Here is a 22,008-nt window from a genome sequence, read left to right as displayed (position 1 = left end):
TTGCCAGGGTCGGACCATGACCGAAAAAACTCCCGAGACGGCGCTCGTTCGCGTCGTCTTCCACGATCTCGAGCGTGAGAGCCCGGCCGTCGCCTCGGCGCTCGGCGCCGAGATCGCGGCGCGCTTCGCCCCGCGCGACGAGACGCCTTTCTCCATTCTCGCCCATGACGAAGAGAATGGCGCTCTGCTCGGCGGCCTCAATGGCGTGATCCATTGGCGCTGGCTCTATATCCGGCATCTGTGGGTCGCGCCGCAATGCCGAAGCCTCGGCCTCGGCGCGCGCCTCCTCGCGCGGGCCGAGGCGGCGGCGCGGACGCGCGGCTGCGTCGGCGTCTATCTCGACAGCTTCGACCCGCGCGCCGTCGCCTTCTACGAGAAGCGCGGTTTTTCCCGCCGCGGCGAGATCGCGGGCTTTCCGCCCGGCCACAGCCGCGTCTTCCTCGCCAAATCGTTCCTCGCCGAGCCGTTCCTCGCCGAGCCGCTCGCCCCGGCGTGACGGCGCCCGCCGGCTGGCTCCGAACATGCATGCGCCGCCGCAGGGACGGCGGTCGCGGACGCTTTCGCACAAAAGCGGCGCGCGCGGACGCTCGCCTATGCATGAGAGCGCGCCCATGGCGGACAATGAGGAATGGGTCGTCTGGAACGGCTCGCTCGGAGTTCTCGACAAGGTGGCGATCGGCCGCGTCGAGCAGAGCGAGACCGGCCGGCTCGCCTATCTCGCGGACCCCTACAGCGTCGTCGGTCCGTTCAGCCTCGACGAGCTGGAGAAAGAGGGGCGGATCGCCTTCGGCGCCTGCTTCGTGATGTCGAGCCGGCGATGGAAGGAAGATCAGGTCGAGCTGCGCCTCCAAGGACGCGCCCAGCGCCGGGCCTTCCAAATGCGCTTCGATTTCGACCAGGATGACGATGAGGAGCATCGCAAGGCGCTGAATCTGCCGCTCGAAGGCGATCTCGACCCGGCCGAGATCCGGGCCGCCTTCCGGCGCGAGGCCAAGACCGCCCATCCCGACGCCGGCGGCAGCGACGAGCTCTATCGCCGCATCGCCGAAGCGCGCGACGCGCTGCTCGAGCAATTCGCCGGCGCCGCCTGAAGACGAGGGAGGCTCGGCTCGATGACGGCGCATTCGATCGCATCGGCCCCGCTTCCTTGCGGGCGGCGCGTCCGCTGTGCTAGCTTGCCGACGATCAGCGCCGTCGGCGTTCGATAGTTTCAGGGCGAAAGCCGATTTGCTCCTCGGTCCGCGCGGCTCGAGACCGACAAGGGTTCGCGTTACGTATCGGAACGCCTCCCATGCGTCCCGGCCGAGTGGAAGAGGGATAAATCATGAAGGTCGCAATCTTCGTCCTCGGCGCGCTGCTGCTCGCCGGTCCGGCCGTGGCGGCCGAGCGCGGCACCGCCGACCAGCGCGCCGCCTGCACGCCCGACGTGTTCCGTCTGTGCATGTCCGAAATTCCCAATGTCGACGGCATCGTCGCCTGCCTCAAACGCGAAAAGACGCAGCTCAGCAGCGGCTGCCGCAGCGTCATCGCGGGCGACGAGAAGCGCCTCGCCACCCGTTCCATTCGCTCGGACGCCGATTGGTGCCTGTTCGACAAGGACGCCGCCGCCACCGACGAGGTGTGGCGCAGCTGGTGCCGGGACAAAGCGCGCGTCGAGTGACGCATGGGAACGCTCTCGACGGGGCCCGAGTTGACTCTGCTCGGCCGCGCGCGGCCGGATCGGCGCGCTGAGCGGCCGGCCGCCAACGGAAAGGTCGCGACGCGGTGAAGCTGATCCGTGTTCTCGCCGGGCCGATCGCTGTGGCCGCCGTCGCCGCGGCCGGCGTCGCGCTGTGGCCGGGCGTCTCCGACCGGCTGCTGCGCAAGGTCGAGCAGCGGCTCGGCGCCGAGACCGGCCTCGTCTGGACGATCGGCGCGGTCGACATCGATCTTTCGCCCGGACTGTCGCTGCGCGAGGTGACGGCGCGCGACGCGAACAGCGACGCGGCGCGCCGGCCGCTGCTCAGCATTCGCGAGGCCAGGCTCTCCGGCGACCTCTCGGCGCTTCTCGGCGAGGCGGGCGCCTGGCGCGCCGCGCTCGGCGGCGTCGCCCTCGACGTTCCGCGCCCGCGGACGGCCGCCGATCCGCTGAACGCCGTCGCGGCGGCGATGTCGCGGCCGCTGCCGCGGCTCGCCGCGCTGACGGCGGAAGCGCGCGGCGTCCGGCTCGACGACGGCGAGGCCGATATTCTCACCGCACGCGCGGACGGGCTCGATCTGTCGGGCCGGCTCGCGCCCGAGGCTCGCAAGGCCGCGGTCGATCTCGCTCTGGAGACGCAGGCTCAAAAACTTTCGATCGGCTTCTCCTGGCCGCTGAGCGACGGAGCGGCGAAGCTCGCCGTCGCGCCGCGCGGGCCGGACGGCCAGCGCATCGAGGCGACGGGAACGCTCTCTGTCGACGGGTCGCGCCTGCGGATCGCCCAAGTCGGCGGAACGGTCGGCGACGCGCCCTTCACGGCGGACGCCTCTCTCGATCTCTCGTCGCAGCCGAGCCTCGCCGCCGAGGTTCGCGTGAGCCGAATGGTCCTGACGGACGACTCCGCCGGCTCGTCGCTGCGCGCCTCTCCCGAGGCGCGGCAGGGCGCCCATGTCGTCACGACGCAGGATCTAGAGCGCATCGATCTGCGCGCGCTCGATCAGCTGCGGCTCGCGGCGATGATCGCGATCGACGATCTGCGCATCGGCCAAATCCGGCTCGGCGGCGTCACGACGCGCACGACGGCCGCCGATCGGCTGGTCGACGTCGCGCTCGACGCCAAGAGCTTTTATGACGGCGGCCTGCGCGGACGCTACACGCTCGCGGCGCGCGGCGAGAAAGGGCTCTTGCATCAGCTCAGCCTGTCGATGAGCGCCGCCCGGATCGGCCCCTTGATGGCCGACGCCGGCGCGGGACGCCTCGTCGACGGCCTCGCGTCCTCGCGCGTCGATCTGCAGACGGCCGGCGACTCGTTCGCCGAGGCGCTGCGGGCGGCGGAAGGCCGCGCCGAAATCTCGCTCTCCGATGGCCGGGTCAACGGCGGCGGCCTCGGCAAGGCGATCGACATTCCCTTCGCCTCCGAGCTGCTCGGCGCGGTGGACGACGGCTCGCTCACGCGCTTTCGCAAATTCGGCGGCTCCTTCGCGATCAAGAACGGAGCCGCGGCGTCGAATGATCTGAAATTCGAATCGAAGCTCGTCGACGCCGCCGGCGCCGGCCGCGCCGATCTCGTCAGAGGCGCGATCGACTTCACTTTCAAGGCGCGCCTGTCGCTCGCCGGCAAGCGTGTCGAGACGCCGATCCGCGTCCATGGCCCATGGCGCGATCCGTCGGTCGACGCCGATCTCGCCGGCGCGATCGGCGCCTCGATCGACGCGCTCGGGGGGCTGGGCAAGGATGACGGCGACATCGGCGGCGTGCTCGATTCGCTTTTTTCGGGCGGCGGCCGCAAACGGACGGGGAGATGACAGGCGTCATGACGCAGGGGGATGGAGCCGCGACGCGCGGCGCAGCAGGCGGCGCGTCCGCTCGCGTCTTTCGGATCGCGCGCCGGCGCCTCCCGCTCTCCGTCCTGGCGCTGCTCGCGGCGGCCGCGGCGCAGGCCTCCGACAAGGCGGCCGAGGCTCCGGCCGGCGCCCTGTCCGTCTCGGTGAAGCGCGCGCGCGAAATGTGCTTCAAGGACCAGGTGGAGGTGACCGGGACGATCAGCGCCCGCCGCGAGGTGGACGTCGGGCCGACCCGGGACGGCTATGTGGTCTCCCAGGTTCTGGTCGAGCCGCTCGAGAGCGTGTCGGCCGGTCAGGCTCTCGCCCAGCTCGCGCCCGTCGAGGGCGCGCCCGGCGGCGCCGGGACCATCGCGCTGCGCAGCCCGGTGGCCGGCGTCGTCAGCCGCAACGCCGCCGTGGCCGGCATGCCGGCGTCGCCGCGGCAGGGCGGGCTGTTCCGCATCGTCGCCAATGGCGAGATGGATCTGCGCGCCGAAGCGCCGATCGACGATTTGAAGAAGCTCTCCGTCGGACAGAAAGTGGTCGTCACCCCGCTCGGCGCTCCGCCGGCGCCGGCGAAAGTGCAGTTCATCGCGCCATCGGTCGATCCCGCGAGCCAGCTCGGCCGCGTCAAGATCGCGATCGACTCCGGCCGCTCGCTGCAGGCCGGCGTCTTCGCCCGCGGCGTCATCCTCGTCGCCGAGCGATGCGGAACGGGCGTGCCCTATTCCTCGATCATGTATCAGCCGGACGGCACGATCGTGCATGTGGTGGCCGACAATCGCGTCGTCGCGCGCCGGGTCGAGGTCGGCCTGCTGTCGGGGACCGATGTGGAGATCCGCTCGGGCGTCACGGCGGACGATCTCGTCGTCATCCGCTCCGGCCCATTCCTGCGCGACGGCGATCTGGTCGTGCCGATCCGCGTCGACGAGACCCCGACCGCAGATGCGGGACGCGATCGCGTTTCGCGCGGCGAGAGTCGCTGACGCGCTGCGAGCCTCTAAGGCTCGCCTCTCGCGCGTCCGTCGCCGCTTACTCGATCCGCTCGATCTCGTAGCCCGCCTGCCGGAACAGGGACAGCAATCCTTCCGTCCCCGGCAGATGGGCCGCGCCGACCGCGATGAAGGCGCCGCCGCGCGCGACGATCGGCAGAGCGCGGTCGCGCATCCGATAATTGCGCCTCGTGATCAGCCGGTCGAGAAAAGGCGCCGGAACCTGCGCGCCGGCGACGAAGGGCAGCGGATCGGCCGAGCGCATCCAGGCGAGCAGCCACCCCAGATTTTTTTCGCTATAGCGCTGGAGCGTCGTCTCGACGGCGTCCTCGGCCTGATCGGCCTGCTTCAAGGTCGCGGCCAGCAGGTCGCGCTCCTCGGCGCGCGTCAATCCGTCGAGACTGTCGATCTGCTCGAAGAACGTCTCGAGCCCGACCACCGCCGCGCCATTGCGCCGTCCGGCCTCGGCGAGCAGGGCGTCGGCAGAGGTCTGCCGATCGGCGGCGGCGTCCGCGCAAGGCGGAAGATCGAGCAGCAGCGCCAGCGCCGGGGCCTTGAGGTCGAGCAGCGGCAGAGCGCCGACGCGCCGGTTGCGCAGGAGAGCCTCGAGCCGGCCGAGCTCGTCGCGGGACAGCAGTCGCTCGGCGCGGCGGTCCTTTTCGGCGACGAGCGTCGCCCGCATCCGGGCGGGATCGTCCTTGACGATGCGGTCGAGATCCGCGGCGGTCTCCGCCATTTCGAGGACGATCGTGTCGGATCTGGCCAGCGCCTCGCGCAGGGCGGGCGAGAAATTCGTCGCGCGCGGATCGGCGAGATGCAGCGAGCCGAAGAGATAGGAGCTCTCGCCGCCGGCTCCGGTCAGGCGGAACAAGCGTCCCTCGGCGAAGGGAGTCGCCTCCACCTCGGCCGCCATGCGGGCGAAGGCCAGCGGCGAGAGAGTCTTGAGAATTGGAAAGAGGTCGCGGCCGCGACAGGCGGCGAGCGCGGCGGGCGGCGGCGCGAATGCGGCCCAGAGCGCCGCGGCGACAGCTGCGCGCGTGACGGCTGCGCGCACGAAACAAGCGGTGGAACGCTGCCGCTCGGCCTCGGAAATGACTTGCAACAATCGGTTCGCTCCGGCCGCGGGAGGATCGCCCTGCCGTCTCTAGGCGAAACGGCGGGCGCCGGCAACGACGACTTGCAACGCGACGACTTGCAACACGGCGACTTGCAACACGACGACTTGCAACGCGGCGCGTTAACCCGAGTTCGAAGCCTGCTTACGAACCGCTATCGAGCCGCGACGGAAATATGCTAATCCGGCGGCGAGCGCGCGGACATCCGCTCGTCGTCCGAACATTGGCATCTCAGCGCGGGTGATACATGAGGCTCGTTCGGCTTCTCGCCGTGATTTCGACGCTCTTGGCGGCGTGCGCCTCGTTTTCCGCCGTCGGCGCGGCGCCCTCCGGCTCCCCGCGCCAGGCGCTGCTGATCGGCAACGCCGCCTATCCGGACGGAGACGCGGAGCTGTCGACGCCGGCCAATGACGCCGACAAGCTGTCCGACACGCTGCAGCGGCTCGGCTTCGAGACCGAGGTCGAGAAGAACCTCGGCAAGAAGGACCTGAACAATGCGATCGAGCGCTTCCTGCAGCGTCTCGACGCCGGCTCCACGGCGGTGCTGTTCTTCGCCGGATTCGGCGTCCAGGCCGGCGGCAAGAACTACCTCATTCCGATCGACGCGCATATCTGGAGCGAGGACGACGCTGCGAGCCAGGGCGTCTCGCTCGACGGCGTGCTGGCGAAAATTGCGGCGCGCGGCGTCAAGACGCGCATCGTCCTCGTCGACGCCTCGCGGCGCAACCCATTCGATGCGCGCTTCCGCAGCGTGCCGCCGGGCCTTGCCGCCCCGACGTCCAGCGCGGGAACGCTGGGCTTCTATTCGGCCATCGGCGCCATCGCCAATGATCCTTCGCCTTCGGCCAGGAACAGCCTGTTCGTGAACGAGATCGTCCGCCAGATCGGCGACGCCGAGCGCAATGTGGCGCAGGCGCTCGCCGCCGCGCGGGACGAGATCGCGCGCCAGTCGAAAGGGCAGCCCGCGCCGCTGCTCGACAATGGCCTCGAGGCGCCCGTCTGGCTCGACGGCAATCGCCGGACTTCCGTCGCCGAAGCGCCGAAGTCGCTGTCCAAGGCTGCGCTGAAGACTCCCGAACCCGCGAAGAACTCGGAGCCCGTGAAAGCGCTCGAGCCGGTCAAGACGCCGGAGACGCCGAAAATCTCGGAGCTGCGCCTGACGCCCGACCGGCCGAAGCTCGGGCCGGCGAGCCCCTCCGCCCCCATCGCCGAGCACAAGCCTCTCGAAGTGAAGGCGTATTTACCGTCGGAACTGGAGCTGAAAACCGATCTCGACGCGCGCATCGCGCGCAATCCGAGCGACGAGAGCTCGATCAGCCGGCGCGGGCAATTGCTGGCGCTGCATCGCGACTACCCGGCCGCGCTCGCCGATTTCGAGCGGTCGACACGGCTCAATCCCGACAATATCGACTCCTGGAACAATCGATGCTGGATCCGCGCCATCGTCAATGATCTCCCGCGCGCGCTGCAGGATTGCAACGAGGCGCTGCGACGCCGGCCGAATTTCGCCGATGCGCTCGACAGCCGCGGGCTCGTTCGCTTCAAGCAAGGCGATCTCAACGGCGCGATCGAGGATTACAATGAGGCGCTGAAACACAACGCCCGACACGCCTCCTCGCTCTATGGTCGCGGCCTCTCGCGCCTCAGGCTCGGACAGGCCGACAAGGCCGACGAGGACATGGCGAAGGCCAGGAGCATCAATCCGACGATCGAGAGCGATTACCGGGAATACGGCCTCGATTGAGCCGCGCGGCTCATCTGGCGACGAAGTAGAAGCGCTCGCTGGTCAGCGAACCATAGGTGAACGGGTCCTGGCGGCCCTGCGTCAGCTTCAGCACCTGATCGCGGACCTGGCGAAACAGCATGTTGATCTCCACGCCATGCTTGGCCATGTTGTCGAGCAGGGCCTGGGTGAAGGGGCTGTGGTCGCCGTCGCCATCCTCGGCGGTGTGTCCATCGCGGGTCGCATAAGCGACGAGCGTGCCGCCGCGCGGCTCGATGCTGGAGAGCCCCTGCGTCACCACATGCGTCGTGATCACGCGCTTCATCTTCGGCTCGAAGGGATTGTCGCGGCAGGCGTCGAGCAGAACGAGACGCAGCTTCTTCGCCTTATTGGCGGCCTGCAGCACGCGCTCCAGCGGGACGGCCTCCTTCTGCACGTCCTGATCGGTGCGCAGCTGCGCGTCGACCGGAATGAGATAATTGCCGCCCGCGATCTGGAAGCCGTGGCCGGCATAGAAGATCACGCCCCAGTCGGCCTGCGCCGCCTTCTCCTCGAAAGTCTTCAGGGCGGCGAGAAAATCGACGTTGCTCGCATTGTAGACCTTGATCACCGTCTTGAAGCCGAGCCCTTCCAGCGCCTTGGCCACGGCGTCGGCGTCCTTCTGGGGATTGGGCAGGGCGGGAACGGCGCGATAGGCCGAATTGCCGACGACGAGAGCGACGCGAACGCCGGGATCGGCCTCGCCTTCCTCGACCCTGATCGCCGCGAGCCGCTCCTTCGCGATCTTCTGGGCCGGCTTGGCGACTCCCGCGTCGGCGTCGGAGGAGAGGCTCGCCGCCCTCTGAAACGCCGCCTTGGCCCCGGCGCGGTCGCCCTTCTTCTCGAGAGCGAGGCCTCTACCGGCATGGGCGGCGATATAGTCGGGGAGGATGCGGATCGCCTCGTCATAGTCCTGGAGCGCCCGCCCGATGTCGCCGAGCTCGCGATAGGCGTCGCCGCGATAGGTCAGCGCGGCCGTCGAACGCTGCGCGAGGCCGATCGCCTTGTCGAGATCGCGCAGGGCGCCGCGCAGATCGCCGGCGAGGCGGCGGACGAGGCCGCGGTTGGCATAAGCGAGATCATAGCTCGGATTGAGCAATATGGCCTCGCTGCAATCGTTCTGAGCGTCCGAGAGCTTGCCCATGTCCTTCAAGGTCAGGGCGCGATTGTTATAGGCTTCTTCGTTCGGCTTCAGGGAGAGCGCGCGGTCGTGATCGGCGAGCGAGCGGTCGAGGTCGCCCTGCAGCCGCCAGGCCTCGCCGCGACGGCTATGCCAGGTCGGATTCCTGGGGTCGAGCCGGATGGCGCGGTCGTAATCGGCGATCGCGCCCTTGAAATCGGCCTTCTCCATTCGCGCCATGGCGCGGTTCGAGTAGCCGAACGGGTCGTCGGGCAGCAGCCGCACGGCCTGGTCGAAATCGGCGATCGCCTTGTCGAAGTCGCGCTTGAAGTAATAGGCTTGGCCGCGGTTGACATAGGCCTTCACATATTTGCGATCGACCATGATCGACCGGTTGAAGTCGGCGATGGCGGCGTCGTATTCGTCCTTGTCGATGAGCGTCGCGCCTCTGAGATTGTAGAGATCGGCGGCCAGCGGCCCGTTCTGCGCCAGGCGCAGCGCGCGGCTGAAATCGGCGACGGCGAGATCGGCTTCGCCGAGCTTCTTGCGCACGAAGCCGCGGTTCTTGAGCGCGACGGTCAGATTGGGATTGCGGTCGAGCGCCGCGGTGAAGTCTCGCGACGCCCCATCGAGATCGCCCTTGCCCTCTTTTGCGACGCCGCGCTGGTTGTAGAGCTCCGATGCCTCCTCGACCGAGCCGCCCTTGTCGAGCAGCCGCGTGCAGGCGGGAATCGAGGCGTCCGGATTCGCGGCGGAGTCGATGCACAGATCGAGGTCGTCCGCTCGCGCTTGCGCGACCAGCGCACATGAAAGCGCCAGCGCGCCGAGGATTCTGTGGCAGATTTGCAACATTAGTGACTTCTTTACCATTTTTACCTTAAGGAGTCCTACGCATGGACGGCGAATAAGCTAGTCTGACCAGGATCGGAATTTTGCCAGCAGTAGAATTGTTATAGGCCTCAACAACTTGTCAAGGACGACCTGAGATGACGAAACGGATGACGCTGATTCACATTCTCGTGGCGTCCGCCGCCTTGGCAAGCTCGCTCGCGGTCGTAACGGCGCGAGCCCAGGAATTTGGAGGCGGAGGCGACTTCGTCGGAGGCGGGGCCGGCGACGGCTCCGTCGGAGCCCTGGGCGGAGGCAATAATCCCGAGCTCGAAGCTTTCGCCGCGCGCACCCACAACGTCCTCTGCCCGAGCACGGCTCCGCTCATCAACGGCCAATGCTATGACGCGTCCGGCTTTTCGGGCGCCGCCCTCGCCAGCCAGGCGCTGAGCTCGCTCTCACAGTCGACGACGCAGAGCGGCAACAACAGCGCGCTCGGCAAGCTCCGGGAGCGGCGCGAACAGGAGGCGGCGTCCTGCGCCGCCGGATTTTCCCGCGTCGGCGGCGAGTGCCGCCCCAACGAGCCGCAGCGGCGCGAGGCCCAGCAGCGCCCGGTCGAGCAGGCCAAGACGAAAACCGCGCAGGCGAAGCCCGCGCGCGCCGAGAAAGGCAAGCGTGTCGCCGCGCGTGACGAGGGCCGCCTCGGCCCGCGCCTCGCGAGCCGCCCCGCCGGCCTCGAAGGCGGGCGCAGATATGCGCCCACGCCCGCCGGAACGTCGATCGAGCCCATTGGCGCAGGAGGCGCAGCGGCGTCGCGCTGGATGCTGTACGGAACGCCGATCCCGCTCTCGCCCGACGCTCGCTTCGGCTCCTGGATCGAAGGCTATGGGGATTTCGAACGCCGTACCGGCGGCGGCGACGCCTATGTGCTGCCGGGACTCAATGTCGGCATGACCCAGATTCCCATTCGCGTCAGCGCCAAGAGCGAGACGACGAGCTATGGCTTTCAGATGGGATTCGATCTGACGTCGCGCGGCGTCCTCGAGCCGAACGACGGCCTCATCGCCGGCGTGCTGCTCGGCGCAGCCCATTCCGACCTCGCGCTGTCGACGGCGACCGTCTCCTCGAATCTCGCGCTGGTCGACAATGGCTCGAGCCGCCTGCGGGCGCGCTTCAACGGCGGATCGGCGGGCGTCTATGCGACCTATTTCGACGGTCCCTTCTCGGCGGATTTTCTCGCCAAGGCGGATATCTTCCATCTGAACGCCAGCTTCACCGACAACATCGCCTTCGCGCCCAACTATATCGACGGCGAGGGCAATATCTACTATGGCGCGGCGGCGCGCATCGTTCCCTACTCGGCGTCGCAATCCACCAATGTCAAGAATGTCAGCCTCGCCGCGAATTTGAACTATCGCTTGCCGCTCACGACGAATCTGTGGCTCGAGCCGACGGTGGGGGCGCAATATACGACCACGCTCTACGACAATTCCGCGAAGCTTCTCGGCCTCGCCGACGGCGAGCAGGTGCGCGTGCAGGGCGGCGGGCGCGTCGGGACGAATTTTCTCGTCGGCTCCATGCCGACGACCTTCACCGTCACCGGCCTCGCCTATGACGATGTGCTCATCGCCGGCGGCTTCGTGAGCGTGCTGGCGTTCAACGGCGGCAATTTTCTCGCCCAATCCAACGAAGGCAAGCCGCGCGGCCGCGGAATCATCGCCTTGAATTTCGATCATGGCGACGGCATCGCCTCTTACGTGCAGGGCGAGGTTCGTGGCGGCTCCGGCCTCATCGGCGGCGGCGGCAAGGCCGGCGTGCGCTTCAGCTGGTGATTGTATCGGCGGAGCGCGGCCCTGCCGACGGCGAGGGAAGCGCCGGGGCCGAGGTCGCTCTTCGCCGCCGCCGGCGAACGCCTCGAGCCGAGCCGCATTTTGCCGTTCCCAATGACCGCCGCTGCCGGTAATACTCGTCGCGATCTCTCCTCCCGCCCGCGGAGACACGATGATCCGAATCGAGCTGGAGCGCGCTGTCGCTGCAAATCTCATCGAGGCGCTGGAGCGCCGTCTCGAGGTCATCCAGGCCCTGGAGACGGCCGGCGGCGCGCTCCTCGTCGATGAATTCGAGCGCGAAAAATCTGCGATCGTGCCGACGTTGATCGCGCTCGAAGCCGCGTTGAAGCTTCCGCCGCGTCAATAGAAAACGCCGCCGTTGTCAGGGTCGTCGGGTGCTGGATTCCCATGGCGAAGCCGCGCCGACCGGCATCGAACCAGCGCGCGACCGACCGAGCTTCCGCCCGGCCTCGGGGTCGAAATTCGGTGTCGAGTCCCAGCTCTCGCCGCCCTACCCAAAACCGCGGCCGCAGGCTACATCAGGCTCCCCGCTTCTCGCAGCCGATTCCGCCCGTGTCGCAGCTCTCCGACCTCCTCTTCGAGACCAGCGTCGCCGCCTCCAGCCTGAAGGATTATCTTTCGGGCGCGCGGCTGCGGCTCGGCGTCACCGGCCTGTCGCGCTCGGGCAAGACGGTGTTCATCACCGCGCTCGTGCATCAGCTCACCCGCGCCGTCGCCGCCAGGACGGCCGGCCCCGGGCGCAAATCGCTGCTGCCGGTGTTTCGCGTCGCGGCCGAGAACCGTCTCGTTTCCGCCCATCTCGATCCGCAGCCGGACGACGCCGTTCCCCGCTTCGCCTATGAGGAGCATCTCTCGGCGCTCACCGGCGTCGACCGCCATTGGCCGCAGTCGACGCGGCGCATCTCCGAGCTGCGCGTGACGCTGCAATACGACCGCAAGGCCGCCGGCCTGATGTCGAGCTTTCGGCAGGGCCCGGCGCGGCTCGACATCGACATCGTCGATTATCCCGGCGAATGGCTGCTCGATCTGCCGCTGCTCGGCAAGACTTACGCGCAATGGTCGCGCGAGACGCTGGAGGCCGCCTCCGCCGCCGCCCGCGCCGCCATCGCCGCCGATTGGCGCGGCGCCACGGCGCTGACCGATCCGCTGGCGAGCGCGAGCGAGGACGCGGCGCGCCGCCTCGCCGCGCTGTTCACCAATTATCTCCGCGCCGCCAAGACCGACCGCTACGCCCTCTCCACCCTGCCGCCCGGGCGCTTCCTGATGCCCGGCGATCTCGAGGGTTCGCCGGCTCTGACCTTCGCGCCTCTGCCCGTGCAGGAGGAGAGCGTTCCGCCCGCGGGCAGCCTCGCGGCGATGATGGAGCGGCGCTACGAGGCCTATAAGACGCATGTCGTGCGGCCCTTCTTCCGCGATCATTTCGCCCGGCTCGACCGGCAGATCGTGCTGGTCGACGCGCTCGCGGCGCTGAACTCGGGGCCCGCCGCCGTGCGCGATCTCGAGACCGCTCTCGCCGATGTGCTGACCGCCTTCCGCACCGGCCGCTCCAATCTGCTCTCGACCATCTTCCGCCCGAAGATCGACCGCATCCTGTTCGCCGCCACCAAGGCCGATCATCTGCACCACACCAGCCACGACCGGCTCGAGGGCGTGCTGCGCCATCTCACCTCGCGCGCCATCGAGCGGGCCGAGGGCGTCGGCGCGACCATCGACGTCATCGCGCTCGCCGCCGTGCGCGCGACGCGCGAAGCCATTGTGAAGCACGACGGCGAAGCGCTCGCCGCCATCGTCGGCACGCCGATCGAGGGCGAGCGCATCGGCGACGACATATTCGACGGGATCGCGGAAGGCGCGATCTTTCCCGGCGAGCTGCCTGCCGATCCGCGCCATGTGTTCCGCGGCGACGCGCTCGCTCTGCCGGAGGACGACGCCGATTTCCGCTTCCTGAAATTCCGCCCGCCGGTCGCCGCGCTCGGCCGCGACATGGAACCGCTGCCACTGCCGCACATAAGGCTCGACCGGGCGATGGAATTTTTGTTCGGCGACCGCCTCGGGTGACGACGCGCATCCTTGTTTCAAATCATTCCAATTCTCGCTTGGCAATCTAAAATTTCGAATTATTCTAAACAAGGGCGCTGCGGCCGGCCCCCGCGGCGCCGGCGTCGATCGCCCCCAGATGCGATTCATCCAGGGAGATTGAGTCATGGCTACGCTCAAGGGCAGCAAGACCGAGCAGAATCTGAAGGACGCTTTCGCCGGCGAGAGCCAGGCGAATCGTCGCTATCTGTATTTCGCCCAAAAGGCGGATGTCGAAGGCCACAATGACGTTGCGACCGTGTTCCGCTCCACGGCGGAAGGCGAGACCGGCCATGCGCATGGCCACCTCGAGTTCCTCGAGGTCGTCGGCGATCCGGCCACCGGCCTGCCGATCGGCAAGACCGAGGACAATCTGAAGGCCGCCGTCGCCGGCGAGACGCACGAATATACGGATATGTATCCGGGCTTCGCGCGCTCCGCCCGCGAGGAGGGTTTTGAAGAGATCGCCGATTGGTTCGAGACGCTGGCCAAGGCCGAGCGCAGCCACGCCGGCCGCTTCCAGAAGGCGCTCGACGAGCTGAAGTAAGACGAAAACGTCTCCGGCGGCCGCAACTGGCCGCCGGAACCGGCTCTGCCGTGAAGGATGAATTCCCCGACCCTCGTCCTGAGGAGCCGCCGCAGGCGGCGTCTCGAAGGACGGCCATGGGACGGACTCACCGGGATCTCGCCCGTGGCCGTCCTTCGAGACGCCCGCTTCGCGGGCTCCTCCGGACGAGGGGGACAGGGATATGTTCCTTCGGCCCATCGCCCTGCGGGGCGGCCCCTGGATCGCTCGATGATGCGGCCAGGTCAATCCGACGAGGGTGGAAGCGACATGAGGGAAGGCGGGCTTGAGGCGCCCTTCAGGCGTCCGCTGGATTGGGAAAATCCGGACTTCACCGACGAGGAGAAGCTCGACGCGGAAATGCGCCGCGTGCTCGACATCTGTCATGGCTGCCGGCGCTGCTTCAATCTGTGCGATTCCTTCCCGCGCCTGTTCGATCTCGTCGACGAGTCGCCCAAGGGCGAGCTGGAGACCGTCGCCAGCAAGGATTTCAAGCAAATCGTCGACGCCTGCACGCTCTGCGACATGTGCTTCCTGACGAAGTGCCCCTATGTGCCGCCGCACGAGTTCGATCTCGACTTCCCGCATCTGATGCTGCGCTATCGTGCCGTCGAGGCGAGGAAGAACGGCGTCGCGCGCGCCGATCGCGAATTGGCGCAGACGGACCGCAACGGCGCCGTGGCGACGAGGCTTGCGCCGCTCGCCAATTGGGCGACCGATCGCGCGCAGTCTTCCGCGCGCAATGTGCTGGAGAAGGTCGCCGGTCTCCACCATGAAGCGGCGCTGCCGAAATATTCGAGCAAGACGCTGGAGGCGGCTGCGAAGGAGAAGCCGGCCGAGCCGAATCGCGCGGCGCCCGGCTTCGGCCGCAAGGCGGTGATCTACGCCACCTGCTTCGGCGAATATAATGATCCGTCCGTCGGCCTCGCCGCGCGCGCGGTGCTGGCGAAGAACGGCGTCGAGACGGACATCGCGCATCCGCATTGTTGCGGCATGCCGTTGCTCGAGCAAGGGCTGATCGGCGAGGTCGCCGCCGCGGCGAAAAAAGTCGCCGCCGCTCTCGAGCCCTGGATCGACAAGGGCTATGACGTGATCGCGCTGGTCCCGTCCTGCGCCTTGATGCTGAAATTCGAATGGCCTTTGATCGTGACCGACGACGCCAAGGTGAAGAAGCTCGCGCAATCGACGTTCGATCTCAGCGAATATGTCGTCGGCATTGCCCGCAAGGAGGGGCTGGCGGACGGCCTCGCGCCGATCGACGGCGGCGTCGCCTTCCATGTCTCCTGCCATTCGCGCGCGCAGAACATCGGCCAGAAGGGCGCCGAGTTGCTGCGCCTCGTTCCACAGGCGGATGTGCAGGTGATCGAGCGCTGCTCGGGTCATGGCGGCGCCTGGGGCTACAAGACGCAGAATTTCGAGACGGCGCTGAAGGTCGGTAAGCCGGTGGCGCGCCAGGCGGCGGGCTCGGGCAAGCGCTATCTCGTCTCCGAATGCCCGCTGTCGGGCCCGCATATCGCGCAAGGGATGGAGCGGCTCGGCGGCGAGGAGCAAAAGCCGGAGCTGCTGACGCATCCGATCGAGCTGCTCGCCCGCGCCTATGGGCTCGTGTAAGCTCGCGCCGCGTCGCCGGCCGTCATTGCGAGCGAAGCGAAGCAATCCAGAGTCGTGGGGCGGCGCCTTTGTCGCTTGGTCGCAATGACGCCGGCCGACCAACGAAGAACGGGAGCGATCGACATGGCGCCAAAGCACGACATCATCGTCGCCGATCTCCTGCCGCCCGAAGACTATGCGAAGGTTCGCGTGGAGAGCCGCAAGCGCATCGCCGCGAGGAAGCGCAACCGCCGCGTCGAAGTCGGGCCGTTCGTCACCTTCCACTTCGAAAACTTCGAGACGATCTGGCTGCAGATTCAGGAGATGATCCATATCGAGAAGGGCGGGCTCGAGCAGGCGCCGAGCGAGATCGCCGCCTATGATCCGCTGATCCCCAAGGGCCGCGAATTGGTCGCGACCTTCATGATCGAGATCGACGATCCGCTGCGCAGGAAGCGCGTGCTGGCGACGCTCGGCGCGATCGAGGCGACCGCCTTTATCGAGCTGAACGGCGAGCGCATCGCCGGCGCCGCCGAGACCGATCAGGACCGCACCAGCGCCGAAGGCAAGGCGAGCGCCGTGCAATTCGTGCATTTCCCCTTCACCGACGCGCAGGTCGCCGCCTTCCGCGCGCCGGGCGCGCGCGCGCTGATCGGCTTCACGCATCAAAACTACGGCCATATCGCCGTGATGCCGGAAGCGGTGCGCGCGGAATTGGCGCAGGATTTCGATTGACGGAGCGCGCGGCTCGTTGCTTCGAGCGCCGCGACGGTCGGCTACTCTCCGATTCGTGACGCGCGACTCCTTCTCCCGCAGGGCGGGAGAAGGTGGCCTCGCGAAGCGAGGTCGGTTGAGGGCGCCTCAGAACGCGCGCTGATGAGGGGCCGCCAGCGTCTCGCGCTGCTCCGAAGGACCCTCATCCGACCCGGCTTCGCCGGGCCACCTTCTCCCACAAGTGGGAGAAGGGCGCGCGCTACTTGACAATATCGGATTTTATTCCTGTTCTCTCCCCTGCTTCCGCCGCATGGGACGCGGCCCGAAGGGTCGGGCGGCGTCGGCGGGGCGCGGTTCGCGGGGACGGGAGGCGACCCTCTCTCGAAACCTCGCGACGCCACGCCGCCGGTTCCGGCTCCTCCTTCGTGCGGAGGGCCTCGCGACAGCGAGGCGAGAGCCGGGCCGAATATGCGAGGCTCGCACGGGGACCGATTACCCGAAAGGGAGCAAGGACCCTGAGCCCGCAGGCGGCGAACAGAAAAGGCGGCCGTGGTCCGGAACGTCCCGGCTCCGACCAACCTTCCTCTTTCCGCGGCCGAAACGGCGCCGCGGCGTTCCGGACCTCCCATCTCCCGCGCCGGGAACGGCGGCGGGGATGCAGGCGCGCGCGGGCCACGCCGGCCCGCTCGAGGTTGCGTTGACAAGCCGCGGCCAGCCGGCGCATAAAATGTTATGTTATAACATCAGTTGATCCGGGGGGCTCGATGACGAGACGGACATTTCGCGGCGTTCTGCTGAGCTGCTGCACGATCGCGGCCGCGCCGCTGGGGGCGGACCGCGCGCTCGCCCAAGAGGCTCTTCCCGACATCGAGATCGCCGCCGCCAATCCGATCGGGCGGCGCGCGCCGGCGCGCAAGGAGGCCGCGCCCGGCGTCCTTTCCATCGTCACCGATCAATTCGCGACGACGACGCGGCTCTCGACCGACGATATCCGCCGCTCTCCCGGCGCCACGCTCGGCGATGTGCTGATGTCGCAGCCGGGGATCTCCGGCTCCAGCTTCGCGCCGGGCGCCAATCGGCCGATCCTGCGCGGCCTCGATAATTATCGCGTGCGCGTGCAGGAGAACGGGATCGGAGCCGGCGGCGTGTCCGAGCTCGGCGAGGACCATGGCGTTCCGCTCGATCCGCTCGCAATCGGCCGTGTGGAGGTGGTGCGCGGCCCCGCCACTCTGCGCTGGGGCTCGCAGGCGATCGGCGGCGTCGTCGACGCCGGCAATGACCGCATTCCCCTCGCGCTTCCCTGCCGCGAGGGCGAGGTCTCGCCGCTCGCGCCCTGCATGCGGGTCGAGACGCGCAGCGCCGTCTCGACTGTCGACGCCGGCCTCGAGCAGGCGGCGCTCGTCGATGTGGGGCAGGGCGATTTCGCCTTTCACGCCGATGCGCATGGCCGGCGCACGAGCAATTACGCCATTCCCGCCTATCCTTATCTGTCGCCGCCCGAGGACGGCGCGCCGATCGTCGGCGGGCGCCAGCCCAATTCCTGGCTGCGCTCGGGCGGCTGGTCGGCGGGCGGCTCCTATTTTTTCGATCGCGGCTTCTTCGGCGTCGCGGTGACGCGATTCGAGAGCGTCTATCGCATTCCCGGGATCGAAGCCTCCGAGACGCGCACGCGCATAAACATGCGCCAGACCAAGGTGACGGGCCGGGGCGAATATCGGCCGCTCTCCTCCTTCATCGAGACGATCCGGCTCTATGGCGGCGTCACCGACTACAAGCATCACGAGCTCGCCGATGAAGGCGGCTTCGACGGCATACAGCAGACCTTCGCCAATAAGGAGCAGGAGGGGCGCATCGAGGTTCAGCTCAGGCCTTTCGAGCTCGGCTTCGGCTCCCTTGTCAACGCCGTCGGCGTGCAGGGATCGCATCAGCGGCTCATCGCGCCGGGCGCCGAAGGCTCGCTGTTCGATCCGATCGACCAGCGCAGCATCGCCTTCTATTCGTTCAACGAGCTGTCGCTGTCCGCGCAGACGCGCCTGCAGCTCGCCGGCCGCATCGAGCAGGTGGAGACGATCGGCCAGACGCCCGACCTCTTCGTCGATCCCGCGCTCTCTTTCGGCTATCGGCGCAATTTCGCGCCGAAGAGCCTGTCGTTCGGCGTGCTGCAGGACCTTCCCCTCGGCCTGACGGCGAGCCTCACCGCGAGCCATGTGGAGCGCGCGCCGCGCGGGCCGGAATTGTTCTCGCACGGCGTCCATGAGGCAACCGGAACATTCGACATCGGCAATCCGCGCCTCTCGCTCGAATCGGCGGAGACGGTCGAGGCGGGGCTGCGCCGCGCGCAGGGTCCTCTCCGTTTCGAGGCGACGTTTTTCTACACGCATTTCCACGGCTTCATCTATCGCCGCCTCACCGGCGAGAGCTGCGAGGGCGATATCGGCAGCTGCACGCCGTCCGGCGAAGGCGGCGGCCTCGATCAGGCGATCTATTCGCAGCGCGACGCGGATTTTCTCGGCGGCGAGTTCCAGAGCCAATGGGAGATCGCGCCGCTCGCGGGCGGCGTGATCGGCGTCGACAATCGGCTCGATGTGGTGCGCGCGACATTCGCGGACGGGGCCAATGTTCCGCGCATTCCGCCGGTGCGATTGGGCGGCGGCGCCTTCTGGCGCGATTCCAATTGGCTCGCGCGGATCAATGTGCTGCACGCCTTCGCGCAGAACCATGTCGCGCCGATCGCCGAGACGCGCACGAAAGATTATGATCTGCTGAGGGCCGAGATCAGCTATCGCGCCGAGCTGCCCAAAGGCGCGTTCGCACGGGAAATCCGCGCCGGCGTCGTCGGCGACAATCTTCTGAACGCCGATATTCGCAACAGCGTATCCTATAAGAAGGACGAGGTTCCGCTTCCCGGCGCCAATGCGCGGCTGTTCGTCGATTTCGTCTTTTGACCGATGGCGAGGCCCGCATCAAATATTCCGCTGATTGAACAGCATCGGCGGCAGATGGCGGACGACGGCAAAGAATCTGCGGCGGCTTCGCCGGCCGACCCTCCCCCTCGAGGGGAGGGTAAAACGCGGGGCAATCGGGTGAAGGACTACAGCCCCACCGCCCTCGTCCTGAGCCCGCGAAGCGGGCGTCTCGAAGGACGGCAATGAGGAGAACCCTTTTTCGCGCTGCCGTCCTTCGAGACGCCGCCTGCGGCGGCTCCTCAGGACGAGGGTTAGGGATTTTTATCCTTCAGCCGATTGCCCTCGTTCACCCGATCCAACCCGACGCGACGGCGGACTTGATCGGCGGACGAAAATCGGGCATAGGCTGCGGCCACGAGAAGCTGGGCGTTCATCCCGGCCTTGGATCATTCTGCCGGGAAAAGACCGATGAAAGTCCGCAATTCGCTCAAGTCGCTGCGCGCGCGCCACCGCGGCAACCAGATCGTGCGCCGCAAGGGCCGCGTCTACGTCATCAACAAGCAGCAGAAGCGCTACAAGGCCCGCCAGGGCTGAGGACGCGGGGCGCTCTCACGCCCCCATCAGCGCCAGCACATGGGCCGCCGCCGAGCGGCCCAGCGCGTCGAGATCATATCCGCCTTCCAGCAGGGACACGATGCGGCCGCCCGCGCTGCGGTCCGCGACGTCCATCAGCCGCTTGGTCGCCTCGCTGTAATCGCGCTCCGTGAAGCGCAATCCGCCGAGCGGGTCGTCGCGATGCGCGTCGAAGCCCGCCGAGATCAGCAGCAGGTCCGGCGCGAAGTTCCGCACGCGCGGCAGAATGCGCGTCTTCAGCGCCTCCAGAAAATCATCGCCGGTCGAGCCCGCCCACAGCGGCGCATTGACGATGGTGTCGTGCTCGCCCGTCTCGCTGGTCGCGCCGGTCCCCGGGTAATAGGGGGCCTGGTGGGTCGAGCAGAACAGCACCTGCGCGTCGGACCAGAAGATGTCCTGCGTGCCATTGCCGTGATGCACGTCGAAATCGACGATGGCGACGCGCTCCGCCCCATGGGCGGCCAGCGCATGGCGCGCCGCCGCCGCGATATTGTTGAAGAAGCAGAAGCCCATCGGCGTGGACGGCCCGGCGTGATGGCCGGGCGGACGCACGGCGACGAAGGCCGTGTCGGCCGCGCCGCTCATCACCTCGTCGACCGCCGCGACGGCGCCGCCGACGGCGTGCATCGCCGCCTCGAGAGTATGCGGGCACATCAGAGTGTCGGGGTCGAGCGCCGTCAGCCCTTCGCGCGGCTGCGCGCTCTCGATTCTGCGGACATAGCTCTCGGGGTGCACGCGCAACAAGACGTCGCGCGCCGCCGCGGGCGCCTGGACGCGCGCGAGGCTCTGGAAGCGCTCATGCTCGAGGCTCCGCTCGATCGCGCGCAGCCGATCCGGCTGTTCGGGATGGCCCGCGCCCATTTGATGGGCGAGGCCGCTCTCATGTGTGACGAATAGGGTTCTCACCACAGCGCGCCATCGATTTCGGATCAGGGGATTATCCGCGGCTATAGCACGTTCCGGCGATGCATCGGCGAAACCTCTCCAGGAAAATTTCCGCGGCGAGGGCGCGGCCCGGGCGCCTGTCTCCCGCATGCAACAGCGCGGGGGATTCTTCCAAACCGAATGTTTCCGGGCAGTAAGATTATGGTAAGCAAAATCCTAATAGGATTGCTCGGGCGTTGGAAAGAGGGCGCGTTCATGAATGCGAGGCTGGTTGTCGTCGCGGTGGGGTTCGGATTGTCTGTCGCCGGCTGCAACGTCGCCGGGTCGCGTCTGCCGGACCCGCAGCTCAGCGGAAGGGACGCGCAATTTATGGCCCTGGTGCCGACGGCGGACGTCGGCGCGGTTTATGAGCGCTATCTGGTCGACTTCAAGACCAGCGAGCCGCCGGGCTCGATCGTCGTCGACACCAGGAACAAGTTTCTCTACTTCGTCGAGGGTGGCGGCAAGGCGATCCGCTATGGCGTCGCCACCGGGCAGGAGGCCTATGGCTGGACAGGGCGCGCGACCATCGGCGGCATGCAGGAATGGCCGCGCTGGATTCCGCCCAAGGATATGCTGGAGCGCTGGCCGCATCTGCAGCCGACCGCCGACGCCGGCGGCCTGCCCGGCGGGCCGGACAATCCGCTCGGCGCGCGCGCTCTCTATCTCTACGAGAACGGCAAGGACACGCTCTACCGCATCCATGGCACCAATGAGCCGGACAAGATCGGCCAGAGCGTCTCGTCGGGCTGCATCCGCATGCGCGACATCGACGCGATCGACCTCTACAATCGCGTCAAGCTCGGCGCCAATGTGGTTGTGATCTGAAGAGGGCGCGAGGCCGAGGAGGGCGCGCGGCGCCCTCGCTCACAGGCGCTTGAGCCCGAGCGCCTTGCCTTCATGGGCGTCGCGCCGCCAGACGCCGTCGGCCTGCTGCTCGAAATGCGCCTGATGACCCTTGCGGGCCGTCAGCGCGAGGCGTCCGCGCTCCAAAGACCAGCCGACCGGATCGAAAATCACCACGCCCTGGTCGCGACAGGCCGGCGCGAGCTGAGCGCGGAATCCGCCCGGCCCGCGGGCGTGGTCGAACAGCGTCAGCATGCAGCCCGTGTCCTTGTCGCCGGCGCGCAGAATCGCATAGCGGCCGGCCACCTCGCCCGCGCGCCCGGCGCCGGCGGAAGAGGCCGGCGTCGGCAGGCCGGCCTCGACGGCGAGGCAGAGCCCCGCCGCGAGCATCGCGCGTCCGGAGAATTTCGACATGTCGCACCCCAGGGATATCGAGTCGTAGAATCGGTAGGGAGATATTGCCCTGTAGGCGCGGGTCGACCAAGGGCTGCGCATGCAAAAACGAGCGGCGCGACGACGCTGCCCCGGCTCGCATCGCTCGAACCAGGCGCCCGCTCCCTCCCTCACCCTCCCCCGCTTCGCGGGA

At 67.9% G+C, this 22,008-nt stretch carries 19 protein-coding genes; 15 read left to right on the top strand and 4 right to left on the bottom strand.

Annotated elements, in window-relative coordinates; genetic code table 11:
* Positions 1-16 precede the first annotated feature (16 nt).
* The 5 genes from K3F48_RS08820 (at position 17) to K3F48_RS08800 (ending at position 4,487) form a co-directional block, all read left to right on the top strand.
* On the top strand, positions 17-496 hold the full coding sequence (locus K3F48_RS08820; protein ID WP_222575059.1) for a GNAT family N-acetyltransferase: 480 nt from the start codon (positions 17-19) through the stop codon (positions 494-496).
* A gap of 115 nt (positions 497-611) precedes the next feature.
* A complete protein-coding gene (locus K3F48_RS08815; protein ID WP_222575058.1) occupies positions 612-1,091 on the top strand; it encodes a J domain-containing protein in 480 nt (159 codons plus the stop codon).
* 233 nt (positions 1,092-1,324) lie between these two features.
* Positions 1,325-1,660, top strand: coding sequence for a hypothetical protein (locus K3F48_RS24840; protein WP_370631385.1), 336 nt, complete (start codon positions 1,325-1,327; stop codon positions 1,658-1,660).
* 104 nt (positions 1,661-1,764) lie between these two features.
* Positions 1,765-3,483 carry an AsmA-like C-terminal region-containing protein gene (locus K3F48_RS08805; protein WP_222575057.1) on the top strand — a complete coding sequence of 573 codons (1,719 nt, stop codon included), beginning with the start codon at positions 1,765-1,767 and terminating at the stop codon, positions 3,481-3,483.
* The gene (locus tag K3F48_RS08800; protein ID WP_222575056.1) at positions 3,480-4,487 is read left to right on the top strand and encodes an efflux RND transporter periplasmic adaptor subunit; all 1,008 of its coding nucleotides are present in this window, start codon (positions 3,480-3,482) and stop codon (positions 4,485-4,487) included. Before K3F48_RS08805 ends, K3F48_RS08800 begins: the two co-directional genes overlap by 4 nt.
* Before the next feature lie 46 nt (positions 4,488-4,533).
* On the opposite strand, the gene K3F48_RS08795 is transcribed toward K3F48_RS08800, so the two are convergent.
* The gene (locus K3F48_RS08795; RefSeq protein WP_222575055.1) at positions 4,534-5,598 is read right to left on the bottom strand and encodes a TraB/GumN family protein; all 1,065 of its coding nucleotides are present in this window, start codon (positions 5,596-5,598) and stop codon (positions 4,534-4,536) included.
* A 281-nt stretch (positions 5,599-5,879) separates the two neighbouring features.
* Between K3F48_RS08795 and K3F48_RS08790 the strand changes: the two genes are divergently transcribed.
* The gene (locus K3F48_RS08790; RefSeq protein ID WP_222575054.1) at positions 5,880-7,352 is read left to right on the top strand and encodes a caspase family protein; all 1,473 of its coding nucleotides are present in this window, start codon (positions 5,880-5,882) and stop codon (positions 7,350-7,352) included.
* Between the two features lie 10 nt (positions 7,353-7,362).
* Here the strand turns inward: K3F48_RS08790 and K3F48_RS08785 are convergent, their stop codons facing one another.
* Positions 7,363-9,342 (bottom strand): tetratricopeptide repeat protein, encoded by a 1,980-nt coding sequence (locus K3F48_RS08785; protein WP_255608751.1) that lies wholly within the window; start codon positions 9,340-9,342, stop codon positions 7,363-7,365.
* A gap of 134 nt (positions 9,343-9,476) precedes the next feature.
* Between K3F48_RS08785 and K3F48_RS08780 the strand changes: the two genes are divergently transcribed.
* From K3F48_RS08780 to ykgO, 8 genes are all read left to right on the top strand, one after another.
* Positions 9,477-11,150 carry an autotransporter outer membrane beta-barrel domain-containing protein gene (locus tag K3F48_RS08780; protein WP_222575052.1) on the top strand — a complete coding sequence of 558 codons (1,674 nt, stop codon included), beginning with the start codon at positions 9,477-9,479 and terminating at the stop codon, positions 11,148-11,150.
* A 169-nt stretch (positions 11,151-11,319) separates the two neighbouring features.
* A complete protein-coding gene (locus K3F48_RS08775; RefSeq protein WP_222575051.1) occupies positions 11,320-11,514 on the top strand; it encodes a hypothetical protein in 195 nt (64 codons plus the stop codon).
* Between the two features lie 206 nt (positions 11,515-11,720).
* Entirely contained in the window at positions 11,721-13,226 is a 1,506-nt protein-coding gene (locus K3F48_RS08770; RefSeq protein ID WP_222575050.1) for a YcjX family protein, read from the top strand.
* A gap of 145 nt (positions 13,227-13,371) precedes the next feature.
* Positions 13,372-13,791: a rubrerythrin family protein gene (locus K3F48_RS08765; RefSeq protein ID WP_222575049.1), complete on the top strand. Its 420-nt coding sequence runs from the start codon at positions 13,372-13,374 to the stop codon at positions 13,789-13,791.
* Positions 13,792-14,079: 288 nt separating this feature from the next.
* On the top strand, positions 14,080-15,420 hold the full coding sequence (locus K3F48_RS08760; RefSeq protein WP_222575048.1) for a heterodisulfide reductase-related iron-sulfur binding cluster: 1,341 nt from the start codon (positions 14,080-14,082) through the stop codon (positions 15,418-15,420).
* A gap of 123 nt (positions 15,421-15,543) precedes the next feature.
* A complete protein-coding gene (locus tag K3F48_RS08755) occupies positions 15,544-16,134 on the top strand; it encodes a DUF3501 family protein (protein WP_222575047.1) in 591 nt (196 codons plus the stop codon).
* A 743-nt stretch (positions 16,135-16,877) separates the two neighbouring features.
* Positions 16,878-19,058 carry a TonB-dependent receptor gene (locus K3F48_RS08750; RefSeq protein ID WP_222575046.1) on the top strand — a complete coding sequence of 727 codons (2,181 nt, stop codon included), beginning with the start codon at positions 16,878-16,880 and terminating at the stop codon, positions 19,056-19,058.
* A gap of 429 nt (positions 19,059-19,487) precedes the next feature.
* A complete protein-coding gene (ykgO, locus tag K3F48_RS08745) occupies positions 19,488-19,613 on the top strand; it encodes a type B 50S ribosomal protein L36 (protein WP_003614129.1) in 126 nt (41 codons plus the stop codon).
* A 15-nt stretch (positions 19,614-19,628) separates the two neighbouring features.
* Here the strand turns inward: ykgO and K3F48_RS08740 are convergent, their stop codons facing one another.
* Complete coding sequence (locus K3F48_RS08740; RefSeq protein ID WP_370631384.1) at positions 19,629-20,561, bottom strand: histone deacetylase family protein; 933 nt, start codon at positions 20,559-20,561, stop codon at positions 19,629-19,631.
* Positions 20,562-20,792: 231 nt separating this feature from the next.
* On the opposite strand from K3F48_RS08740, the gene K3F48_RS08735 reads away from it, so the two are divergent.
* The gene (locus K3F48_RS08735; RefSeq protein WP_222575045.1) at positions 20,793-21,404 is read left to right on the top strand and encodes a L,D-transpeptidase; all 612 of its coding nucleotides are present in this window, start codon (positions 20,793-20,795) and stop codon (positions 21,402-21,404) included.
* A gap of 39 nt (positions 21,405-21,443) precedes the next feature.
* On the opposite strand, the gene K3F48_RS08730 is transcribed toward K3F48_RS08735, so the two are convergent.
* A complete protein-coding gene (locus K3F48_RS08730) occupies positions 21,444-21,836 on the bottom strand; it encodes an AprI/Inh family metalloprotease inhibitor (RefSeq protein ID WP_222575044.1) in 393 nt (130 codons plus the stop codon).
* Positions 21,837-22,008 lie beyond the last annotated feature (172 nt).

Source organism: Methylosinus sp. Sm6, assembly GCF_019802345.1.
In the GTDB taxonomy this organism is placed as follows: Bacteria; Pseudomonadota; Alphaproteobacteria; order Rhizobiales; family Beijerinckiaceae; genus Methylosinus.
Note: the sequence above shows the minus strand (reverse complement) of the source record. Positions and strands in the feature narration are given on the sequence as shown.